Below are 22,410 nucleotides of genomic sequence, written 5' to 3'. Positions count from 1 at the left end.
GATCCCGAAAGGCACCCCATGCACACGCACCGCGGCACTGTCATCGGCACCCTCGCCCTCACCACGGCCCTGGCCCTGGCCCTGACGGCCTGCAGCGACTCCGACGAGTCCGGGAAGAAGACCGGCAGCACCGCCGCAGGCGACGGCACCCACACCGTCAGGACCGCCATGGGCGACGTCAAGGTCAAGAACAACCCGAAGCGCGTCGTCGTCCTCGACACCGCCGAACTCGACTCGGCGGTCACCCTGGGCGTGCGGCCGGTCGGCGCCACCCGGGCCGGCGCCGAACAGGCCGTCCTGTCGTACCTGCCGAAGAGCAGCACGAAGGACATCACCGAGGTCGGCGAGATCGCCGCCCCCAACCTGGAGAAGATCGCGGGCCTCAAGCCCGACCTGATCCTCAGCAGCAAGGTCCGCGACGGCCAGCGCTACCAGCAGCTCAGCGCCATCGCCCCGACCGTCCTCACCGAGACGACGGGCTACCCCTGGAAGCAGAACTTCCTCGTCCACGCCGACGCGCTCGGCCGCACCGCGCAGGCCGAGAAGGCGATCAGCGCGTACGAGGACCACGCCGAGGCGGTCACCAAGGCGCTCGGCGGCAAGGCGAAGGCCGCCGCCACGGACGTGAACGTCGTCCGCTTCGTCGAGGGCGCCGACATCCGGATCTACGGCAAGAAGAACTACATCGGCACGATCCTCGCCGACGTCGGCGTGGGCCGCCCCGCGATCACCGACAAGGCCAAGGACGGGTTCTCGTACGACGTCAGCCCCGAGCAGATCGACAAGGCCGACGCGGACGTCATCTTCACCTCCACCTACGGCAGCCCCGGCAAGGCGAAGGTCACGCAGACCACGACGAGCGGCCTGTGGAAGAACCTCAAGGCCGTCGAGGACGGCAAGGTCTTCCAGGTCGACGACGAACTGTGGCTCCAGGGCATCGGCTACACCGCGGCGAACCAGATCCTCGCGGAACTCCAGTCCGACCTGACCCGCTAGACCGTCAGCCGCGGGGGCGCTGCGACCGCCACACCAGATACAGGGCGGAGGCGATCGCGGCGCCCCGCAGCACCCACGGCCAGGTCTCGTTCAGCGCGCCGCTCATCCGCCCGTCGGCGATCGGCTCGCCCCACCGGCCGTCGGTGCGGCCCCACAGCCAGACGATGCCGGCCGCCGCGGCGAGCCCCGGCAGCGCGAACACCGCCAGCTTCTTCTGCCCCAGTGTCAGCCGCCGGGACAGATAGACGACGCCCCAGCCGATGACCAGCGGGAGGATGTTGCCGAGGACCGCGCCGGCCACGAGGGCCGCGGCCGCGAGGAGCAGCAGCGGGTTCGTCCAGCCGCCGACGGGGCCGAGCCGCGGCCGGGCGGCGCGCCGGCCGCGCCGCGCGGCACCGGACGCGTCCTCCGCGCCCTCGTCGTCCTCGTCCGCTTCCGGCTCGTCGGCCACGGGCTCGTGCACCGGCTTCTTGCGCAGGTCGGGCCTGCCGCCCTGCTTGCCCGGCGCCCTGAGGATGTCCGGGATCTCCACCCCGCCCACGAACCCCGGCACGCTGTCCGTCTCGGTCAGCACCCCGCCTGGCCCGTCTCCGATCCGCCACCAGTCCGTCTCGCCCTCCGCCGAGCCCAGCTCGTCCGTGCCGGCGAGGTGCGGCGGGGCGGGCGCCTCGTCCCGTACGGGATCGGGGTCGCGGGCCTCGCGGCGCGGGCGCGGCACCTTGCGGCGCAGCCCGCCCCTGGCCGGGTTCCTGCCGGTGGGCTGCTCGGGCAGCGGCCTGGTCAGCGGCGCGGCGGGGTCAGCGCCCGCCCCTCCCGCACCTCTTGCCCCTTTTTCTTGAGCGCCGCCCACGATCTGGTCCGGGCTGCCCAGCCGGTCGAGGATGCGGCGCACGGCGGCCGGGCTGTCGACGGTGACCTTGGCGCGGTGCCGGTCGATCTCGCCCCGCAGCTCCGTCACCAGGCGCATCCGCATCGCGGACGGCAGCTGGCGCTGCTGGGCCAGGTCCCCGACCCGGCTCAGATAGTCGAAGACGAGCTGATCACTCTCGATCGACACGAAGTCCCCTCCGGGGTGGCGCAGTTGACCCCACGACGGTACAGCGCCCGGCCGGGGTGCGGGGCCGGGCCGGCCGGCGGCCCCGTCGCGGGCCCGACCAGCCACGACGGAAGCGCACCCGGCCTTCGGCGGCGGTGGCCGGACCGTGGCCCGCTACCGTGGGTCAGATGAGCCCCAACGAGCAGACACCGGCGGCGCCGCCCCGCTCCCTCGCGGAAGCCCTGCGAACCCGGGACGACGCCTCCCTGGCCCGCCTCCTGCGGGCCCGGCCGGACCTGCTCGGCCCGGTTCCGAACGACCTCACCCAGCTCGCCACCCGCGCCGGGACCCGCGCCTCGGTGATCCGCGCCCTGGACCGCCTCGACCGGTTCACGCAGCAGGTGGCGCAGGCGCTCGCGGTGACCCCCGAACCGACGGCGTACGCGACGCTGCGCGGCCTGCTGCCCGGCGACGGCACCGAGGAGGCGCTGCCCCGCGCCGTGGCGCGCCTGCGCGAGCAGGCCCTGGCGTGGGGCGCCGACGACCAGCTCCGGCTCGTCCGCACCGCCCGCGAACTGCTCTCCCCCGCCCCGCAGCACCCCTCGCCCACCGGTCTCGGCCCGACCGTCGCGGAGGCCACGTCGGGCATGTCGCCCGGCCGGGTGCAGGAGATCGTCGCGGCGGCCGGGCTCGCGTCCACGCACGACCCGGTGTCGGCGGTGGCGGCGCTCACCGAGCTGTTCACGACGCCCGACCGGATGTCGGCGCTGCTCGACGAGGCACCGGCCGAGGCCGTGGACGTACTGAACCGGCTGGTGTGGGGGCCGCCGTACGGGCAGGTCACCGCGCAGCCCGCGGCGCACCTGCGCTGGCTGCTCGACCGGGGCCTGCTGGTGCCGACCACGCCCGGCACCGTGGTGCTGCCCCGGGAGGTGGCGCTGCACCTGCGCGGCGGCCGCGCCCACCGCGAGCTGGAGCCGCTGGCGCCCGCCGTGCGGGAGCGGACGGCGCACCGTCCACAGGTTGTGGACGCGACGGCGGCGGCGCAGGCCCACACGGCGCTGGACACCGTCGAGGAGCTGCTGAAGGACTGGGACGAGGGCGGCCCGGCCGTGCTGCGCGCGGGCGGGCTGAGCGTACGGGACCTCAAGCGCACCGCGACGGCCCTCGACACGACCGAGCAGACGGCCGCCTTCTGGGTCGAACTCGCCTACGCGGCCGGGCTGTTGGCGTCGGACGGCGAGGCCGACGAACGGTACGCGGCGACCCCGGCGTACGACGAGTGGGTGGAGCTGCCCCCGGCCGAGCGGTGGACGCGGCTCGTGGTGCCGTGGCTGACGGCGACCCGCACCTCGGGTCTGGTCGGCGGGCGGGACGGCAAGGACCGGACGCTGTCGGCGCTCGGCCCGCACCTGGACCGTTCGGCGGCGCCCGAGGTCCGCCACCGGATCCTCGCCCTGCTGGCGGCCCTGCCGGAGGGCACCGAGCCCGAACCCGAGTCGCTGACGGCCCGCCTCACCTGGGAGCGCCCGCCCGTCACCCACCACCGCCCTTCCAGCGAAGGCGCTGCGCGCCCCTTTGATTCCCCCGCCGCCCTCGACCTGCGCACCCGTCTGGCCCGGTGGACCCTGGCGGAGGCCGAGCTGCTCGGGGTGACCGGGCGCGGGGCCCTCGCGGCGCACGGCCGCGCGCTGCTGCCCACGCCCGGCGAGACCGGGGCGAACGGGGCGGGCGCGCCGGAGGCGTCCGTCGCCGCGGCCCGCGCCGAGAAGCTGCTGTCCCCGCTGCTGCCCGACCCCCTCGACCACGTCCTGCTGCAGGCGGACCTGACGGCGGTGGCGCCCGGTCCGCTGGAGCGGCCGCTCGCGGACGCCCTCGCCGTCCTGGCCGACGTCGAGTCGAAGGGCGGCGCGACCGTCTACCGGTTCACGCCGGGCTCGGTGCGCCGCGCCCTGGACGCCGGCCGCACCGCGTCCGACCTGCACACGTTCCTGACCGCGCACTCCCGCACCCCGGTGCCGCAGCCGCTCACCTACCTGATCGACGACGTGGCCCGCCGCCACGGCCATCTGCGCATCGGCGCCGCCTCGGCCTACGTGCGCTGCGACGACGACGCCGTGCTCGGCGAGATCATGGCGGACAAGCGGGCGGCACCGCTGCGCCTGCGCCGCCTGGCCCCCACGGTCCTCGCGGCCCAGGCGGACCCCGGCACGCTCCTGGAGGGCCTGCGCTCGATGGGCTTCGCGCCCGCCGCGGAGACTCCCGAGGGCGACGTCCTGATCACCCGCGCCCACGCCCACCGCACCCCGCCGCGCACGGCCCCCGAACCGGTCCCGGACGGCCCGCCGCTGCCCGACGGCACCCTCCTCGACGCCGCGATCCGCGCGATCAGGGCGGGTGACACGGCGGCGACGACCCCGCGCAAGCAGGCCCCGGCCGCGAACGGCGAACTCCCCCGCACCACCCCCGCCGACACCCTCGCCACGATGCAGGCGGCGGTCATGACGGGCGACACCCTGTGGATCGGCTACGTCAACGCCGAGGGCGCCGCGAGCCAGCGCGTCATCGCCCCGATCCGCGTCGAGGGCGGCTTCGTGACGGCGTACGACCACACGGCCGACGAGGTCCGCACGTATCCGCTGCACCGGGTGACGGGGGTCGCGGAGCTCTCCGACCAGTGAGGGAGCCGGAGGCGACCTGAGTCACGGCGCCCACCCCACGGGATGCGGCACACTGGACGTTTGGCCACACCGAGCCATGCAGAAAGGGTGTCGCGTGAACGGTCCACTCATCGTCCAGTCGGACAAGACCCTGCTCCTCGAGGTCGACCACGAGCAGGCCGACGCGTGCCGTCGGGCGATCGCGCCGTTCGCCGAGCTGGAGCGGGCGCCGGAGCACATCCACACCTACCGGCTGACGCCGCTCGGGCTGTGGAACGCGCGGGCCGCCGGGCACGACGCCGAGCAGGTCGTGGACGCGCTCGTGGAGTTCAGCCGGTACCCGGTGCCGCACGCGCTGCTCGTCGACATCGCCGAGACCATGGACCGGTACGGGCGTCTCACGCTGAGCAAGCACCCCGCCCACGGCCTGGTCCTGACGACCACGGACCGCCCGGTCCTGGAGGAGATCCTGCGGTCCAAGCGGGTCCAGCCGCTGGTCGGCGCCCGGATCGACGCCGACACCGTCGCCGTGCACCCCTCCGAGCGCGGCCAGATCAAGCAGACGCTGCTGAAGCTGGGCTGGCCCGCCGAGGACCTCGCCGGGTACGTGGACGGCGAGGCGCACGCCATCGACCTCGCCGAGGACGGCTGGTCGCTGCGCCCGTACCAGAAGCAGGCCGTCGAGGGGTTCTGGCACGGCGGCTCCGGTGTCGTCGTGCTGCCCTGCGGCGCCGGCAAGACGCTGGTCGGAGCCGGGGCGATGGCGGAGGCGAAGGCGACGACGCTGATCCTCGTCACGAACACCGTGTCCGCCCGCCAGTGGAAGCACGAGCTGGTCAAGCGGACGTCGCTCACCGAGGACGAGATCGGCGAGTACAGCGGTACGAAGAAGGAGATCCGGCCGGTCACGATCGCCACGTACCAGGTGCTGACGACGAAGCGGAAGGGTGTGTACCCGCACCTGGAGCTCTTCGACTCCCGCGACTGGGGCCTGGTCATCTACGACGAGGTGCACCTGCTGCCCGCGCCGGTCTTCAAGTTCACCGCCGACCTCCAGGCCCGGCGCCGCCTCGGCCTCACCGCCACCCTGGTACGGGAGGACGGCCGTGAGTCGGACGTCTTCTCGCTGATCGGGCCGAAGCGTTTCGACGCTCCGTGGAAGGAGATCGAGGCGCAGGGGTACATCGCCCCGGCCGACTGCGTGGAGGTCCGCGTCAACCTCACGGACTCCGAGCGGCTCGCGTACGCCACCGCCGAGGCCGAGGAGAAGTACCGCTTCTGCGCGACGACGGCGACGAAGCGCAAGGTCACCGAGGCCCTGGTGCGCAAGCACAAGGGCGAGCAGACGCTCGTCATCGGCCAGTACATCGACCAGCTCGACGAACTGGGCGCCCACCTGGACGCCCCGGTCATCAAGGGCGAGACGACGAACGCGGTGCGCGAGAAGCTCTTCGACGCGTTCCGGGAGGGCGAGATCTCCGTGCTCGTCGTGTCGAAGGTCGCGAACTTCTCGATCGACCTGCCGGAGGCGACGGTCGCCATCCAGGTGTCGGGCACGTTCGGCTCGCGCCAGGAGGAGGCCCAGCGCCTCGGCCGGGTGCTGCGCCCGAAGGCGGACGGGCACGAGGCCCGGTTCTACTCGGTCGTCGCCCGCGACACCATCGACCAGGACTTCGCCGCCCACCGGCAGCGGTTCCTGGCCGAGCAGGGTTACGCGTACCGGATCGTCGACGCCGACGACCTGCTCGCCGAGAGCTGAGCCCAAGCCACGAGGACGGCGAGCCCGAGCAGCGAGTACGGGGACGCCAACGGCTGCTGCCACCAGGGGAATCGCAGGTCCAGATCCCCTTGGTGCGGCAGCAGCCACATGCTGCGGGCGGTGAACAGGGCCGCCACCGCCCAGGCCGTACGACGGTGACCGCCCGCCCACAGCAGCGCGAGCAGCGGCACGCACCACACCCAGTGGTGCGACCAGCTGATCGGTGACACCAGCAGGGCGGTGAACGCGGTGAGCGTGATCCCGTGGGCCGGGGTGCGCGCGAGGCGGACCGCCGCGTGGAGCCCCGCCGTCGCGACGAGGGCGGCGGGGACGGCCCAGAACAGGCCCGGTTCGGTGGTGTGCAGCGCGCGGGCGACGAGCCCCTGCAACGACTGGTTGTCCACGATCCACGCCTTGCCGACGCGGCTCGTCTCGTAGAGGCGCCGGGTCCAGAACTCCACGCTGGCGTACGGCAGGACGAGCGCGCCGAGCGCCACGGTGCCGGTGAGTCCCGCGGTGGCGTACGCGGCTTCTCGGCGCCGTCCCGTCAGGAACAGGTAGGCGATGAAGACGGCCGGCGTCAGCTTGATCCCGGCCGCCACGCCGAGCGCGACGCCCTTGCCGCGGGCGCCCGGTCGCCTGCCGAGGTCCCACAGGATCAGGCAGGTCAGGGCGAGGTTGATCTGGCCGAACAGGACGGTCTGGAACACCGGTTCCAGCCAGAGCGCGAGCGCCGTGGCCGCGCAGACCGCCGCCCTCGTGGACCGCAGGCCCGCCAGGCGGCAGGACAGGTGGACCAGGAGGGCGGTGAGGGCGATGTTGCCGAGGAGGAAGACGGCCTTGAGGGCGGGGACCGGGAGCCAGGCGGTGGGGACGAAGAGCAGCGCGGCGAACGGGGGGTAGGTGGCGGGGAGTTGCCACTCCGTGACGGCGAATCCGTAGAGGTCCTGCCCGCCGGCGACCGCGGCGGCGCCCTCCGCGCGGTAGACGAGGGCGTCGGCCATGGGGGTGGGCCGGGTGGTGGTGAGGGTGAGGAGGGTGGCGACGGAGGCGGCGAGGAGGAAGTACGGCGCTACGCACCGTGCGCGTTGAATCACGCGACGTCACTCTATGCGCCGCAGGCCACCCGGTCGGCCCCCGCCCGCGGGCCCGGTGAGGCTTCTCGCGCCCCGCGGCGGAGCCGCTCATGACACAGCCCCGCGCCCCTGAAGGCTGCGCGTCAGCGCATGCCTTCAGGGGCGCGGGGAACTGCGCGACCAGCCAGGGCGACAGGTGCACCCGGCGACGAGACCTCACCCGGCAGACGAGAACCCGGGCTTGAAGCTCCGCAGTCGGAGACTGTTGCCGACCACGAAGACCGAGGAGAAAGCCATGGCCGCACCGGCGATCATGGGGTTCAGAAGACCCGCCGCGGCGAGCGGCAGCGCCGCCACGTTGTAGGCGAAGGCCCAGAAGAGGTTGGAGCGGATCGTGCCGAGGGTCTTGCGGGAGAGCCGGATCGCGTCGGCCGCGGAGCGCAGGTCACCCCGGACCAGCGTCAGGTCACCCGCCTCGATCGCCGCATCCGTACCCGTACCCATCGCGAGCCCCAGATCGGCCTGCGCCAGCGCCGCCGCGTCGTTGACCCCGTCGCCGACCATGGCCACCGAACGCCCCTCGCCCTGAAGGCGCTTGACGACGTCGACCTTGTCCTGCGGGAGGACCTCGGCGATGACGTCCGCCGGGTCGGTGATACCGACCTCGGCGGCCACCGAGCGGGCCACGGCCTCGTTGTCACCGGTCAGCAGGACGGGGCGCAGCCCCAGTTCACGGAAGCGGCGGATGGCGTCGGCGCTGGTGTCCTTGACCCCGTCGGCGACCTCCAGGACCGCGCGGGCCTCGCCGTCCCAGGCCACGGCGATGGCCGTGCGTCCGGCGGCCTCGGCCGCCGCCTTGGCGCGGGCCAGGCCGACCGGGAGGTGGATCTCCCACTCGGCGAGCAGCTGCTCGCGGCCGACGAGGACCGCGTGGCCGTCGACGACGCCCTGGACGCCGAGCCCGGCGACGTTCACGAAGTCCTCGGGGGTGGGCAGGGTGCCCACCTCGGCGGCCGCTCCGGCGGCCACGGCCTGGGCGATCGGGTGCTCGGAGGAGTGCTCCAGCGCGCCGGCCAGGCGCAGGACCTCGGCCTGCTCGACGCCCTCGGCGGTGTGCGTGGCGAGCAGCGTCATGCGGCCCGTCGTCACCGTGCCGGTCTTGTCGAGGACGATCGTGTCGACCTTGCGGGTGGTCTCCAGGACCTCGGGGCCCTTGATGAGGATGCCGAGCTGGGCGCCGCGGCCGGTGCCGACCATGAGTGCGGTGGGCGTGGCCAGGCCGAGGGCGCAGGGGCAGGCGATGATCAGGACGGCGACGGCGGCGGTGAAGGCGGCGGTCCAGCCCGCGCCGTTGCCCAGCCAGAAGCCGAGGGTGGCGACGGCGAGCGCGATGACGACCGGGACGAAGACGGCGGAGATCTTGTCGGCGAGGCGCTGGGCCGCCGCCTTGCCGTTCTGCGCGTCCTCGACCAGCTTGGCCATCCGGGCGAGCTGGGTGTCGGCGCCGACCCGGGTGGCCTCGACGACCAGCCGGCCGCCGACGTTCAGCGTGGCGCCGGTGACCGGGTCGCCGGTGGCGACCTCGACGGGCACGGACTCGCCGGTGAGCATGGAGGCGTCGACGGCGGACGATCCCTCGACGACGGTGCCGTCGGTGGCGATCTTCTCGCCGGGCCGGACCAGGAAGCGGTCACCGACCTTCAACTCGCCGACGGGGACGGTCTCTTCGCGTCCGCCGTCCCGGAGAACGGTGACGTCCTTGGCGCCCAGTTCGAGGAGGGCCTTGAGCGCGGCGCCCGCCTTCCGCTTCGAGCGGGCCTCGAAGTAGCGGCCCGCGAGGATGAAGGCGGTGACTCCGGCGGCGGCCTCCAGGTAGATGTTCCCGGCGCCGTCGCTGCGCGCGATGGTCAGCTCGAAGGGGTGCGTCATGCCGGGCTCGCCGGCCGTGCCGAAGAACAGCGCCCACAGGGACCAGAGGAACGCGGCCGACGTGCCGACCGAGATCAGCGTGTCCATCGTCGCGGCGCCGTGCCGCGCGTTCGTGAACGCCGCCTTGTGGAAGGGCCAGGCCGCGTACGTGACGACGGGCGCGGCGAGCGTCAGGGACAGCCACTGCCAGTACTCGAACTGCAGGGCCGGGACCATCGCCATCGCGATCACGGGGACCGCGAGGACCACCGCGGTGATCAGCCGCTCGCGCAGCGGCCGGAGTTCGTCGCCGGCCTCGGCGGGCGCGCCGCCCTCGGCCGCGGCGGCCGGGGGCGTGGGCTCCTGCGCCGTGTAACCGGTGGCCTCGACGGTGGCGATCAGGTCGGCGACCTCGATGCCGTCGTCGAAGGTGACCTTGGCCTTCTCGGTCGCGTAGTTGACGGTCGCCTCGACGCCGTCCATCCGGTTCAGCTTCTTCTCGATGCGGGCGGCGCACGACGCGCAGGTCATGCCGCCGATGGCGAGTTCCACCTGCGCGGGTGGGGCGACGGTGTGCGCCGACATGGTGCCTCCTCTGTTGAGCGGGTACCCGGGGCGGGTACCCCGTCACGAGATCCATTTATACCCCTAGGGGGTATCGAACGCAAGGGCGGTCCCCGCTTGACTTAATACCCCCTAGGGGTATCTTCGTGACTACGACGCCGGGTCGACCGACCCACGAGCACCCACCAGCAGCCGAGGAGCCGTCATGCACACCGGACTGAAGATCACCGCCTTCGCCGCGGCCGTCGCCGCCACGTTCGGCACCGCGTACGGGGTGGGCAGCGGGATCGGTGACGTCACCGCCGACGAGCGGCCGGCGGCGGCGCAGCACGGCCACGAGGAGAAGGGGCCGGCGAAAGACGCAGGCGGCGAAGAGGGCGCGGACGGCGGCGGGCACGGCGGGCACGCCGAGGAGGCCGCGCCCGCCTCCGACGTGATCCCCGGCGGCCTCCAGGTCTCCGAGCGCGGCTACACGCTGGACCTGGAGAAGGACCGGCTGGCCCGCAAGACCGGCGAGATCCGCTTCACCATCCGCAAGGACGCCACCGGCAAGCCCGTGACCTCGTACAAGACGGAGCACGGCAAGGAGCTGCACCTGATCGTCGCCTCCCGGGACCTCACCGCCTACCGCCACCTGCACCCGGTGCGGGCCGCGGACGGCACCTGGTCCACCCCCGTCTCGCTGCCCGGGGCGGGCGACTACCGCGTCTTCGCGGACTTCACGCCGCGCGGCGAGGAGGAGGGCCTGACGCTGGGCGCGGGCCTCGGGGTCGCGGGGACGTACGCCCCGGCGCCGCTGCCCGAGCACGCGACGACGGCGCGGGTGGCCGACGGCTACGAGGTGCGGGTCGACGGGGAGCTGAAGGCGGGCGCCGCGAGCGAGCTGACGCTGAGCGTCAGCAAGGACGGGAAGCCCGTCACCGACCTCCAGCCGTACCTCGGCGCGTACGGACACCTGGTCGCGCTGCGCTCCGGCGACCTCGCGTACCTCCACGTTCACCCGCACGACGGCAAGCCCGGTCCCGGAGTTTCCTTCACCGCGACCGCGCCGAGTGCCGGGACGTACCGGCTCTTCCTGGACTTCAAGCACGACGGAGAAGTCAGGACGGCTGCGTTCACGGTGCACGCGGCGTAGGCTGGAGAGGACATTGGACTAGACCTATCGGCGCTGTGGTGTGCCGGGTGGGTCGACGCGACAGGAGCCTCATGAGCAAGCGTGCAGTCCTGGAGGTGATCGCCCTCGACGCCGAGGACGCGGTCGCCGCCCAGGCGGGGGGCGCGGACCGGCTGGAGCTGGTCACCGACATGGCGGCGGACGGTCTGACGCCGTCGGTGGAGACGTTCGCGGCGATCCGTGCCGCCGTGGACATCCCGCTGCGCGTGATGCTGCGGCTGGCCGACGGATTCGCCGCGGGCGACGGGCCGGCACTGGCCGGGGCGGCACGCGAGATGCGGGCCGCCGGGGCGGACGAGTTCGTGCTCGGCTTCCTGGACGAGCACGGCGGGCCCGACCTGGCCGCCGTGGAGCGGGTCGTGGCGGAACTGGACGGGTGCCGGTGGACGTTCCACCGGGCCATCGACCGGGCCGCGGACCGGGACGCCCTGCGCAAGCAGCTGGCGGACCTGCCCGGGCTCGACACGTATCTGACCGCGGGCTCGGCGCAGGGCGTCGACGCGGGCCTCGACGTCCTGGTCGCGGAGGCGGGCCGGGCCGCCACCGGGGAGCCCGGGTACGAGCAGCAGATCCTGGTGGGCGGCGGCCTCCGCCTCGAACACGTACCGGGCCTGCGGGCCGCCGGCATCTCGGCGTTCCACATCGGCGGAGCCTCCCGCCCGGCGGGCTGGGACGCCCCGGTGTCGGCGGACGCGGTACGCGTGTGGCGCGAGGCGCTGGACGGCTAGGCGCGGCCCACCTCGATCAAGCCCCTCCGGCGCTTGAGGAGCGGGGTCCGGGGCGGAGCCCCGAGGGCTGGGAACGGGTGTCGTCGAGGAACGTCAGGTAGGAGTCCAGCGCGGCAGCGCCCCGCAGCATCGCCCGCGCCCGCGAAGTCAGAGCGAGATCACGCTCCCCGATGGCCGAGCGCAGCGCCTCACTGCCGCCGCTCGCCCGCAACTCGTCCAGGACCGGGGCGATCTGCGGAAACAGGTAGTGGCTCGCGCGCAGCGTCCGGACGATCCGGGCGTCGCGCACCTCGTCGGGGCCGAACACCCGGTACCCCGTGGCGCGTTCACGGCGCGGCGTGATCAGCCCGGCCGCCTCCCACACCCGCAGCGCCGACGTCCGCACACCGACGAGCCGAGCCACCTCGCCGATCCGCAGATCGTCCGGCGCACCGGCCGGCGCGTCGGCAGCGGCCAGCGCCGTCAACGCCTCGCTGGTCGCCCGCAGCGCGCGCCGCTGCTCGTGCGCCGCCGCGTGCGCCGCGTCGACCAGGGCGAGCGCCCCGGGCACGTCGCCGGCCCGGACCGCCCGCATCACGTCCTGGGCGACGAGGGCGCCGCAGCCCGCCGCGAGCGCGCGATAGGTGAGCAGGGCCCTTCGGTGCGCTTCGCCGAAGACGCGGTAGCCCGACTCGGTGCGCGGCACGTCGGGCAGCAGGCCCGCGTCCTCGTAGTTGCGGATCTGCTGCGTGGACACACCGGCGAGCCGGGCCAGGTCGACGGTCCGCAGACGCTCTCGCTCGGTCACGGGTGCGAGAGTACGGCCCCCGGCCCCCGGCTCCCGGTCACGGACCCTGGACACCCAGTTGCTCCGGCAGCGGCGCGCCGTGCACGACCAGCAGCCCGGACACCGCGCGGGTCAGCGCCACGTACAGGCGCCGCAGCCCGGTCCGCTCGTCCGGCTCCCCGTCCACCACGGCGACGGGTTCGTCCAGGACCACGTAGTCGTACTCCAGGCCCTTCGCCAGCGACGCCGGCACCAGCGTCAGCCGCGACTCGGCCGTCGTCTCCTCGCCGGGCGACAGGTACGGGAGCCCCGCCGCCGCCAGCGCCGCGCCGAGCCCCGCGCACCGCGCGTCCGCGGCGATGAGGCCGATGGACCCCTCGTGCTCCAGCGCCTCGCGGCACGCGGCGACGACGTCCGCGTCACCGTCGACCGCACGCACCTCGAACTCCCCGGGGTTCTCCCGCACCGACGCCACCGGCGCCAGCCCCGGCGCGATGAACGGCAGCAGCCGCGACGCGTACGCGATGACGTCGGTCGGCACGCGGAAGCCCGCCGTCAGCTCCTCCACCACGGCGTCCGCCTTGCCCAGATGGGCCAGCGCCTCGCCCCAACTCCGCGTCGCCCAGGGCGTCGTGCCCTGCGCGAGGTCGCCGAGGACGGTCACCGAACCGGTCGTCGCGCGCCGCCCCACCGCCCGGTACTGCATCGGGGAGAGGTCCTGCGCCTCGTCGAGCACCACGTGGCCCAGCGAGTGCGTGCGCTCGACGAGATCGCCGACCTCGTCGATCAGCACGGCGTCCGCCGCGGACCACTTGACCGTGCGCACGCTGCGCGCCGGCTTCGCCCACAGCACCGTCTTCTGCTCGGCCTCGTCCAGCAGCCCGTCCGCGTGCGCGGCGAGGAACTCCGCGTCGGACAGCAGCCGCAGCACCAGCTTCGCCGGGTCGATCGCCGGCCAGGCGTCCTTGACCACGGCCTTCACGGCGGCGTTGCGCGCGACCGCGTTCTGCACCCGGTCGTCCGGCGCCTCGCCCGCCCGCTCCATCTGGACGAGCACGGCGTGCGCGATCCGCTGCGGCAGGGCCTCGCGGGCGGCCCCGTACCGCATGTCGCGGGCCATCAACTCGCGGACGATCTCCTCCAGTTCGTACGAGGCGACGCGCCAGCGCCGCGATCCGCGCACGACGACGACACCCTCGGACGGCAGGGTGATGTGCGAACGCACCGCCCGCCTCAGCACCTCGGCCATCCGCGCGTCGCCCTTCACCAGGGCCGCCGCCGGGTCGTCCGTGCCGCGCACCTCGACGTGCGCGACGAGGTCGTCGACCGTCGCCTGCTTGACCTCCAACTCGCCCAGCGCGGGCAGCACTTGCTCGATGTAGTGCAGGAAGGACCGGTTCGGCCCGATGACGAGCGTGCCGGTGCGGGCGAGCCGCTCGCGGTGCGCGTACAGCAGGTACGCCACCCGGTGCAGGCCGACGGCGGTCTTCCCGGTACCGGGCCCGCCCTGCACGCACACCGAGCCGGCGAGCCCGCTGCGGACGATCTCGTCCTGCTCGGGCTGGATCGTGGCGACGATGTCCCGCATCGGTCCGACGCGCGGCCGCTCGATCTCCTGCTGGAGCAGCTTGCTGGTCTGCGCCGCCTCGGCCGGGTCGGACAGGTGCTCGTCCTCGTACGCGGTCAGGTCACCGCCGGTGTACCCGAACCGGCGGCGCAGCGCGACGTCCATCGGGTCCTTCTTCGAGGCCCGGTAGAACGGCTGCGAGACGGGGGCGCGCCAGTCGATGACCATCGGGTCGCCGCCGGCGTCGTGCACGTGCCGCCGGCCGATGTAGAACTGCTCGCCGTCCGCCCCCTCGGCCAGCTCCACGCCGGGGGCGTGCAGGTAGTCGAGGCGGCCGAAGAACAGCGGGGTGTGGCTCAGGTCGGCGAGCGCCTTGATCCGCTCGTCGATCTGGCGCTGCAGCACCTCGGCGTTCACCCAGTTCGCGGTGACGTCGCGGATGTCCAGGGCCTGTGCGTCCTCGCGCATGGCGCGCAGGGCGGCGCGGGACGAGACGAGGTGCGTGCGCTCGCGGTCGAGCGGGGTCGGGCTCACGGGGTTCTGCCTCCGGTACGCGTACGTGACGGGCCGCCCGGTTTCCGTCCGGCCGGCGGCGCTCCGACTTCTACGAAGGGAGGCGGGCAAGACCGGCGAGTGTACGGGACGGGTGGGTGTGTCTGCCAATGGTTTTTGGCGACGCCCCACGCCTCGAAGAACACGGCTACGCGCCGTAGCCACGACTGTTCGTCCGCCGGGTACCGGTACGTCGTGGCTGGTCGCGCAGTTCCCCGCGCCCCTAAATGCACGGCTACGCGCCGTAGCCACCACTGTTCGTCCGCCGAGTGCGGGTGCGTCGTGGTTGCTCGCGCAGTTCCCCGCGCCCCTGACGGGGCGCCCCGTCAGGGGCGCGGGGAACTGCGCGAGAAGCCCCACGCACCTGCAGACCGCGACGAGAGCCCCGCCCAGCAGACGCAGTCGGCATTCAGGGGCGCGGGGAACTGCGCGACCAGCCCCCACCGGCCCGCAGAGGACCCGCTCAACCGAAAAGGTTGAGTTCCGACTCGCGTACCCCGGCCAGTTCGTAGTGGACGCCGATCACCGGGCGGCCCGCATAGAGCCGGACCAGCGTCGCCGCAGCCCCGATGAACCGCCCCGGCGGACTCCCGGCCGAGCCGAGGACGAGGGGGTCGTCCACGTCGTCCACGTCCGCGCGGAGCGCCACGTGTCCCCGCTCCCGACTGATCCGCACCAGCAACCGCAACGCCACCGGCAGCCCGGCCCCCGCATACGCCCCCGGCTCCCCGAAGGCCTCCCGTACGTCACCCGCATGCACCCACTCCCCCAGCGCGACCCCGTCCAGCGCCCCACCGGCCCGCGCGATGGCCGCGCCCGCCCCGGTCATGCCGCGCTCCAGCTCGTCGACGACGTCCTGGTTGCTCCAGGACGCCCGCTCGGCGATGTCCCGGTCGTTCGACTCGGGGCTGAACACCCCCTCCTCGAACCGCCCCTCCACCACCCGGGACAACGCCGCCGAACAGTGCGCGAGCACATCGCGCACGGTCCACCCGGGACACGCGGTCCGCAGCGCGAAGTCCGCGTCGGGGCGGGACCGCAGCAGCGGTATCAGGACGTCCCGCTCGGTGGTCAGGAGCCGCCCGGGCAGTTCGGGGTCCCGCGGCGCATCGTGGCGTACGGCGTCTGCAGTCATGCCCACACGGTAGGGCGCCCGCCGCCCCGGCGAGGGGGCAACGGGCGCCGGACACGGACCAGTTGGGCCGCTACGCACCGACCCGCTCCCCGGCCGCCGCCCCCTGCGCCGCCGGCTCGCCCCGCATCACGGTCAGCGTGAGCACTCCGGCCACGGCGGCGATGCCCGCCGCGCCGAGGAACGCGGCGCTGAACCCGTCCGTCAGGGCCGGCAGGTCACCGAGCCGCCCGGCACCCTGCGAGGTGGCGAGCGCGGTGAGCGCGGCCAGGCCGAGCGCGGAACCCACCTGGTAGGTGGTGTTGACGATGCCGGAGGCCAGGCCCGCCTGCTCCTGCGGCGCCCCGGACATGGCGGCCATCATCGCGGGGATGTAGGCGAGCGACATGCCGAGCGCGGCGACCAGCGACGCGGGCAGCACGTCCACCACGAACGACCCGGTGGGCCCGACCGCCGACAGCCACACGAGGCCGAGCGCCAGCACGAGCAGCCCGGCGCCGATCAGCCGCTTGGCGCCGAACCGGCCGAGCAGCCGCCCGGTGACCGCGGTCATGAAGACCATCAGCAGACCGGTCATGGGCAGCAGGGCGGCGCCGGACGCGAACGCCCCGTAGCCCATGACCTGCTGGAGGTAGAGGTTGAGGAAGTACCACATCGGGATCCAGGCCGCGCCGAGCAGCGCCATCGCCAGGTTCGCGGACCCGAGCCGCGGCACCCGCCACACGCCGAGCGGCATGAGGGGCTGCCCGACGACCTTCTGGACCACCAGGAACAGGCCCAGCAGGACGGCCGCGCCGATCAGTTGGAGGACGGTCGAGGCCGAGCCCCAGCCGGTCTCGGGTGCCCGCACCAGGGCGTACACGGCGAGCGCGAGCCCGGCGGTCACGAACACCGCGCCGAGCACGTCGACGGCACCGCGGCGCGGCGCGACGGCGGGCAGCAGCCCGGTCGCGGCGAGGGTGGCCAGGCCGATCGGGACGTAGACGATGAACACCCAGGGCCAGCTCAGCCACTCGGTGAACACACCGCCGAGGAACACCCCGGCGGTGCCGCCGGCCGGTGCCGCGGCCCCGTACAGCGCCATCGCCTTGCCGAGCTCCTTCGGGTCGTGCCCGAACAGCATCATCAGGAGCGTCATGGCGGCGGGTGCGATCAGTGCGCCGCCGACGCCCTGCACGGCGCGGCCGGCGACCTCGACCCAGGCGGTCTGCGCGGCCGCGGCGACGACGGAGCCGGCGATCAGCACGGTCCAGCCGCCGACGAACACCCGGCGCGCGCCGAGCAGGTCGGAGAGGCGTCCGCCGAGGAGCAGCAGTCCGCCGAAGGCGATGACGTACGCGTTGAACACCCACTGCAGCTCGCCCTGGGAGAAGCCCAGGTCCTTCTGCATCTCGGGGAGCGCGACCCCGATGATCGAGGTGTCCATGATGACCATGAACTGAGCGGTGGCGAGCACGAGAAGCGCCCACCAGCGCCGTGGGTTGACCCCGTCCATGACTGTTCCCTCCCTGGCTGACTTATACCCCCCTGGGGTATCTGACGCCGAGGAACGTAACATACCCCTGGGGGGTAGGCAATCGTCAGGGGTTAAGGTCGTTCCATGACCGAGCCGACCGACGCGGGCCGATTGCGCGAGCGCTGGGCCCGTACCCTGCGGGCGACCACGGGGACCCCGGACCTGGACCCGTACCCGTACGCCGACAACCTCCTCGGCCGCTGGGCCGAGCCGCAGCGCCGGTACCACACCACGGCCCACCTCGCGGCGGTCCTCGACCACGTCGACGTCCTCGCGGACCACGCCGAGGACCCGGAGCTCGTGCGGCTGGCGGCCTGGTTCCACGACGCGGTGTACCGCCCGGACCGCTCGGAGAACGAGGAACGGTCCGCGGCGCTGGCCGAACGGGCCCTGGCGGAAGCCGGGCTGACGGATGTTCAGGTCGCCGAGGTGGCCCGTCTGGTGCGGCTCACCGTCGGCCACGACCCGGCCGACGGCGACACGAACGGCGAGGCGCTCTGCGACGCGGACCTGGCCGTCCTGGCCTCGGACCCGGAGACGTACGCCGCGTACACGCGGGCGGTCCGCGAGGAGTACGCGTTCGTCCCCGACGAGGCGTTCCGCGCCGGCCGGGCCGCGATCCTGCGCCAGCTCCTCGACCTGCCGCGGCTGTTCAGGACTCCGCACGGCATCGCGCACTGGGCGTCCCCGGCGCGCGAGAACCTCACGACGGAACTGGACCTGCTGGCACCGCAGTAGAGGTCCCGGGCCGGCCCCCTCACCCCTTCCCTCCCGGCAACTCCCTTACGCGGGGCGCCCCTTGGGCCTGCGCAGCCCGGCCTCGGTGAGCCGTCGCACCAGCTCCTTCGAGCCGATCTCCACCGCGCCCGCGCCCACCGCGTCCGCGTACCGGTGCGCGGGGATGTCGTAGTGGTCGCGCTCGAAGGCCCGGGCGGGCACCCCCAACCCCTCGGCGAACACGTGCAGTTCGTCGAACGAGACGTCGCTGACCAGGTGCGACCACATGCGGCCGTGACCCGGCCAGTTCGGCGGGTCGATGTAGACGGTCATCCGGCCACGGTCCCCAGCGCCCCCACCGGCGCGACCACCACCCCGGCCTCGGAGCAGACCCAGTGCGGGTCGGCCCCCAGCTCGGGCTCCACGTCCAGGGCGTGCGGGTCGCCGGTGGCGCACACCGGGCACAGCGGCCACCGGCCGTAGCGCTCCAGGAGGCCGTCCTTGACGTCCTGGGCGACGAGCCCGGTCACGTACTCGACGCCCTCCGGCCACTGCTCGACCCACCAGCGGCGCGAGGCGATCGACTCCTCGACGAGCGAGACGACGTCCGCGTCGGCGACGTCCACCGCCTTGAGGTCGGCGAGGACGAGGGCGCGGGCGGCGTGCAGGGCCTGTTCGAGCGGGCTGACGGAATCCATGCACCCATTGTCCCGCGCCCCTCACATGTGACCCACGTCCCGGCCGAAGGACCCTTGACCGCGACACGCCGCGAAAATATCTTTCATTATGTGAGCAATGACGTGAAGGAAAGTTTCGCCAGCGACGCGCCGCCCGCCCCGGCCGCCCTCGCGGCCAAGGTGCGCACGCTGGCGCCGTCGATGACCCGCTCGATGCAGCGGGTCGCCGAGGCGGTCGCCGGCGACCCGGCGGGCTGCGCCGCCCTCACCGTCACCGGCCTCGCCGAGCTCACCGGCACCAGCGAGGCGACGGTGGTGCGCACCGCCCGCCTCCTCGGCTACCCCGGATACCGGGACCTGCGCCTGGCACTCGCCGGGCTCGCCGCCCAGCAGCAGTCGGGCCGGGCGCCGGCCGTCACCGCCGACATCGCGGTCGACGACCCGATCGCCGACGTCGTCGCCAAGCTGGCCTACGACGAGCAGCAGACCCTCGCCGACACCGCGGCCGGCCTGGACACCGTGCAGCTCGGCGCCGCCGTGGCCGCCCTCGCGGGCGCCCGCCGCGTCGACGTGTACGGGGTCGGCGCCTCCGGCCTCGTCGCCCAGGACCTCGCACAGAAGCTGCTGCGCATCGGCCAGGTCGCGCACGCGCACAGCGACCCGCACCTGGCGATCACGAACGCGGTGACGCTGCGCGGCGGCGACGTCGCGGTCGCCATCACCCACTCCGGCGGCACCGGCGACGTCATCGAGCCGCTGCGCGTGGCCTTCGAGCACGGCGCCACGACCATCGCGATCACCGGTCGCCCCGACGGGCCCGTCTCGCAGTACGCCGACCACATACTGACCACCTCCATCGCCCGCGAGAGCGAGCTGCGGCCGGCCGCGATGTCGTCCCGCACGAGCCAGCTCCTCGTCGTGGACTGCCTGTTCGTGGGCGTCGCCCAGCGCAGCTACGAGACGGCCGCCCCCGCCCTCTCGGCGTCGTACGAAGCCCTCGCGCACCGACATTCGCCCCGCGGCCGGGGCGGCCGCTAGCCCCGGCGCCCCGCACCCACCCTCGCCCCGCCACCCGTCACCTCGTCACCCCGGAAAGAGCCGTCCGCCATGACCACCACCGACGACGCCGCCTACTCCGAGCTCCGCGCCCAGCTGGACACCCTCACCACCGAGGCGTTCCGCCCCGAGCTCGCCGAGATCGACCAGCTCTCCACCCTGGAGATCGCGAAGATCATGAACGGTGAGGACGCCTCCGTCCCCACCGCCGTCGCCGCGCAGCTGCCGCAGATCGCCGCCGCGATCGACGGCACCGCCGAGCGGATGGCCCGCGGTGGCCGCCTGATCTACGCGGGCGCCGGCACCGCCGGACGGATGGGCGTGCTGGACGCCTCCGAGTGCCCGCCCACCTTCAACACGTACGACGGCCAGGTCGTCGGCCTGATCGCGGGCGGCCCGTCCGCGATGGTGAAGGCGGTCGAGGGGGCCGAGGACTCCAAGGAACTGGCGGCCGAGGACCTGGACGGCCTGGACCTGACCGCGGACGACATCGTCGTCGGCATCTCCGCCTCCGGCCGCACCCCGTACGCGATCGGCGCCGTCGAGCACGCCCGCGCCCGCTACGGCGCGCTCACCGTCGGCCTGTCCTGCAACGCGGACAGCGCCCTCGCGGCCGCCGCCGACCACGGCATCGAGGTCGTCGTCGGCCCCGAGCTCCTCACCGGTTCCACCCGGCTGAAGGCGGGGACGGCCCAGAAGCTGGTCCTCAACATGCTCTCGACCGTCACCATGATCCGGCTCGGCAAGACGTACGGGAACCTGATGGTCGACGTCCGCGCGTCGAACGAGAAGCTGCGGGCCCGCTCCCGCCGCATCGTGTCCCTCGCCACCGGCGCCGAGGACGCCGCCATCGAGGCCGCGCTCGCCGCGACCGACGGCGAGGTCAAGAACGCCATCCTCGTCATCCTCGGCGAGGTCGACGGCCCCACGGCCGCCCGCCTCCTGCACGACTCGCAGGGTCACCTGCGGGCCGCTCTCCTCGCGGCCACCACCACCCCGTAGAACCACCGGAACCACTCCCCGCACAGCAAGGCAGCACGCACCATGGCTGAGAACAAGAACCGCGACGTGGCGGCCTCGATCCTGCCGCTCATCGGCGGTGCCACGAACGTCACCTCCGTAGCCCACTGCATGACCCGGCTCCGGCTGGGTCTCGCGGACCGCTCGCTCGTCCAGGACGAGGCGCTCAAGGCGCTTCCCGACGTGATGGGCGTGGTCGAGGACGACACGTACCAGATCGTCCTCGGCCCGGGGAAGGTCGCCCGCGTCACCCCCGAGTTCGAGGAGCTGGTGAACGAGGGCAAGGCCGCCGCGCCCGCCCCCGAGGCCCACGCCCTGACCGCGGACGAGCTGGCCGCGCAGGGCGCAGAGCTGCGGGCGGCACGGAAGGCCAAGAACGCCACCCCGTTCAAGCTGTTCCTCCGCAAGATCGCCAACATCTTCGTCCCGCTGATCCCGGCCCTGATCGGCTGCGGCATCATCGCCGGCATCAACGGCCTGCTGGTCAACCTGGAGTGGCTGCCGGGCGTCACCCCGGCGCTCGCCGCCATCGCCTCCGGCTTCATGGCGCTGATCGCCGTCTTCGTCGGCTACAACACGGCGAAGGAGTTCGGCGGCACGCCGATCCTGGGCGGCGCGGTCGCGGCCATCATCGTGTACGCGGGCGTGGCGAACATCGAGGCGTTCGGCCAGAAGCTCTCGCCCGGCCAGGGCGGTGTGCTCGGCGCGCTGGGCGCGGCGGTCCTCGCCGTGTACGTGGAGAAGTGGTGCCGCAAGTGGGTACCGGAGGCGGTCGACGTCCTGGTCACCCCGACCATCACGGTCCTGGTCTCCGGCCTGGTCACGATCTTCGGTCTGATGTACGTGGCGGGTGAGGTCTCCACCGGCATCGGCACGGCGGCCAACTGGCTCCTGGACAACACCGGCGCGTTCGCCGGCCTGGTCCTCGGCGGCCTCTTCCTCCCGCTGGTCATGCTGGGCCTGCACCAGGCGCTGATCCCGATCCACACCACCCTCATCGAGCAGCAGGGCTTCACGGTCCTGCTCCCCATCCTGGCGATGGCGGGCGCCGGCCAGGTCGGCTGTGCGATCGCCGTCTACAAGCGGCTCAAGCACAACAAGTCGATCCGCAGCACCATCAAGTCGGCGCTCCCCGCGGGCTTCCTCGGCGTCGGCGAGCCCCTCATCTACGGTGTCTCGCTCCCGCTGGGCCGTCCCTTCATCACCGCCTGCGTGGGCGGCGCGGCGGGCGGCGCGTTCGTCGGCCTCTTCTCGATGCTCGGCGACAAGGTCGGCTCGACCGCCATCGGCCCGTCCGGCTGGGCGCTCTTCCCGCTCCTCGACGGCAACCACGGCTGGGGCACGACGGCCGCGATCTACGGCGGCGGCCTCCTGGTCGGCTACGCCGTCGGCTTCCTCGCCACGTACTTCTTCGGCTTCAGCAAGGAGATGCTGGTCGACCTGAACGCGGACGTGGACGCGGGCGAGTCCCCCGAGGCCCGCGCCGAGGAGGGCCCGTCGGCCCCG

Annotated in this window: 18 protein-coding genes; 9 read left to right on the top strand and 9 right to left on the bottom strand. The window is 73.6% G+C overall.

The window, feature by feature from the left end; all coding sequences use genetic code 11:
• Positions 1–18: 18 nt before the first annotated feature.
• Complete coding sequence (locus M4J07_RS21755) at positions 19–996, top strand: ABC transporter substrate-binding protein (RefSeq protein ID WP_255974436.1); 978 nt, start codon at positions 19–21, stop codon at positions 994–996.
• 4 nt (positions 997–1,000) lie between these two features.
• Here M4J07_RS21755 and M4J07_RS21750 read toward each other — a convergent pair whose 3' ends face one another.
• Entirely contained in the window at positions 1,001–2,053 is a 1,053-nt protein-coding gene (locus tag M4J07_RS21750; RefSeq protein ID WP_255974434.1) for a hypothetical protein, read from the bottom strand.
• 167 nt (positions 2,054–2,220) lie between these two features.
• Here M4J07_RS21750 and M4J07_RS21745 point away from each other — a divergent pair, with 167 nt between their 5' ends.
• Together M4J07_RS21745 and M4J07_RS21740 are read left to right on the top strand one after the other, a co-directional pair.
• Positions 2,221–4,713, top strand: a complete 2,493-nt coding sequence (locus M4J07_RS21745; protein ID WP_255974432.1) for a helicase-associated domain-containing protein — start codon at positions 2,221–2,223, stop codon at positions 4,711–4,713.
• 94 nt (positions 4,714–4,807) lie between these two features.
• Positions 4,808–6,451 carry a DNA repair helicase XPB gene (locus M4J07_RS21740; protein WP_255974430.1) on the top strand — a complete coding sequence of 548 codons (1,644 nt, stop codon included), beginning with the start codon at positions 4,808–4,810 and terminating at the stop codon, positions 6,449–6,451.
• Here the strand turns inward: M4J07_RS21740 and M4J07_RS21735 are convergent.
• Both M4J07_RS21735 and M4J07_RS21730 read right to left on the bottom strand, forming a co-directional pair.
• A complete protein-coding gene (locus tag M4J07_RS21735; protein WP_374215064.1) occupies positions 6,403–7,548 on the bottom strand; it encodes a glycosyltransferase 87 family protein in 1,146 nt (381 codons plus the stop codon). The two genes, M4J07_RS21740 and M4J07_RS21735, sit on opposite strands and share 49 nt — an antisense overlap.
• A 195-nt stretch (positions 7,549–7,743) precedes the next feature.
• Positions 7,744–10,020 (bottom strand): heavy metal translocating P-type ATPase, encoded by a 2,277-nt coding sequence (locus M4J07_RS21730; RefSeq protein ID WP_255974428.1) that lies wholly within the window; start codon positions 10,018–10,020, stop codon positions 7,744–7,746.
• Between the two features lie 184 nt (positions 10,021–10,204).
• Between M4J07_RS21730 and M4J07_RS21725 the strand changes: the two genes are divergently transcribed.
• Together M4J07_RS21725 and M4J07_RS21720 are read left to right on the top strand one after the other, a co-directional pair.
• The gene (locus M4J07_RS21725) at positions 10,205–11,134 is read left to right on the top strand and encodes a hypothetical protein (RefSeq protein WP_255974426.1); all 930 of its coding nucleotides are present in this window, start codon (positions 10,205–10,207) and stop codon (positions 11,132–11,134) included.
• Positions 11,135–11,205: 71 nt separating this feature from the next.
• On the top strand, positions 11,206–11,901 hold the full coding sequence (locus M4J07_RS21720; RefSeq protein ID WP_255974424.1) for a copper homeostasis protein CutC: 696 nt from the start codon (positions 11,206–11,208) through the stop codon (positions 11,899–11,901).
• Positions 11,902–11,917: 16 nt separating this feature from the next.
• On the opposite strand, the gene M4J07_RS21715 is transcribed toward M4J07_RS21720, so the two are convergent.
• The 4 genes from M4J07_RS21715 to M4J07_RS21700 all read right to left on the bottom strand — a co-directional run bounded on the left by M4J07_RS21715 (position 11,918) and on the right by M4J07_RS21700 (position 17,413).
• The gene (locus M4J07_RS21715; RefSeq protein WP_255974422.1) at positions 11,918–12,688 is read right to left on the bottom strand and encodes a MerR family DNA-binding transcriptional regulator; all 771 of its coding nucleotides are present in this window, start codon (positions 12,686–12,688) and stop codon (positions 11,918–11,920) included.
• A 37-nt stretch (positions 12,689–12,725) separates the two neighbouring features.
• Positions 12,726–14,702 carry a HelD family protein gene (locus M4J07_RS21710; protein WP_255974468.1) on the bottom strand — a complete coding sequence of 659 codons (1,977 nt, stop codon included), beginning with the start codon at positions 14,700–14,702 and terminating at the stop codon, positions 12,726–12,728.
• A gap of 547 nt (positions 14,703–15,249) precedes the next feature.
• Positions 15,250–15,921, bottom strand: a complete 672-nt coding sequence (locus M4J07_RS21705; protein WP_255974421.1) for a maleylpyruvate isomerase family mycothiol-dependent enzyme — start codon at positions 15,919–15,921, stop codon at positions 15,250–15,252.
• Positions 15,922–15,991: 70 nt separating this feature from the next.
• Positions 15,992–17,413, bottom strand: a complete 1,422-nt coding sequence (locus M4J07_RS21700) for an MFS transporter (protein WP_255974419.1) — start codon at positions 17,411–17,413, stop codon at positions 15,992–15,994.
• Between the two features lie 105 nt (positions 17,414–17,518).
• Here M4J07_RS21700 and M4J07_RS21695 point away from each other — a divergent pair, with 105 nt between their 5' ends.
• Positions 17,519–18,172, top strand: a complete 654-nt coding sequence (locus tag M4J07_RS21695) for an HD domain-containing protein (protein WP_255974417.1) — start codon at positions 17,519–17,521, stop codon at positions 18,170–18,172.
• Positions 18,173–18,217: 45 nt separating this feature from the next.
• Here the strand turns inward: M4J07_RS21695 and M4J07_RS21690 are convergent, their stop codons facing one another.
• Together M4J07_RS21690 and M4J07_RS21685 are read right to left on the bottom strand one after the other, a co-directional pair.
• Positions 18,218–18,484, bottom strand: coding sequence for a DUF4031 domain-containing protein (locus tag M4J07_RS21690; protein ID WP_255974415.1), 267 nt, complete (start codon positions 18,482–18,484; stop codon positions 18,218–18,220).
• Positions 18,481–18,849, bottom strand: coding sequence for a hypothetical protein (locus tag M4J07_RS21685; protein WP_255974413.1), 369 nt, complete (start codon positions 18,847–18,849; stop codon positions 18,481–18,483). Before M4J07_RS21685 ends, M4J07_RS21690 begins: the two co-directional genes overlap by 4 nt.
• 90 nt (positions 18,850–18,939) lie before the next feature.
• Here M4J07_RS21685 and M4J07_RS21680 point away from each other — a divergent pair, with 90 nt between their 5' ends.
• The 3 genes from M4J07_RS21680 to M4J07_RS21670 all read left to right on the top strand — a co-directional run.
• Positions 18,940–19,866, top strand: a complete 927-nt coding sequence (locus M4J07_RS21680) for a MurR/RpiR family transcriptional regulator (RefSeq protein ID WP_255974412.1) — start codon at positions 18,940–18,942, stop codon at positions 19,864–19,866.
• Positions 19,867–19,935: 69 nt separating this feature from the next.
• On the top strand, positions 19,936–20,886 hold the full coding sequence (gene murQ, locus M4J07_RS21675) for an N-acetylmuramic acid 6-phosphate etherase (RefSeq protein WP_255974411.1): 951 nt from the start codon (positions 19,936–19,938) through the stop codon (positions 20,884–20,886).
• A 42-nt stretch (positions 20,887–20,928) separates the two neighbouring features.
• The coding region (locus tag M4J07_RS21670) for a PTS transporter subunit EIIC (RefSeq protein ID WP_255974409.1) at positions 20,929–22,410 on the top strand (1,482 nt) is incomplete at its 3' end.

Origin of the sequence: Streptomyces longispororuber (assembly GCF_024448165.1) — a bacterium.
In the GTDB taxonomy this organism is placed as follows: domain Bacteria; phylum Actinomycetota; class Actinomycetes; order Streptomycetales; family Streptomycetaceae; genus Streptomyces; species Streptomyces longispororuber_A.
Note: the sequence above shows the minus strand (reverse complement) of the source record. Positions and strands in the feature narration are given on the sequence as shown.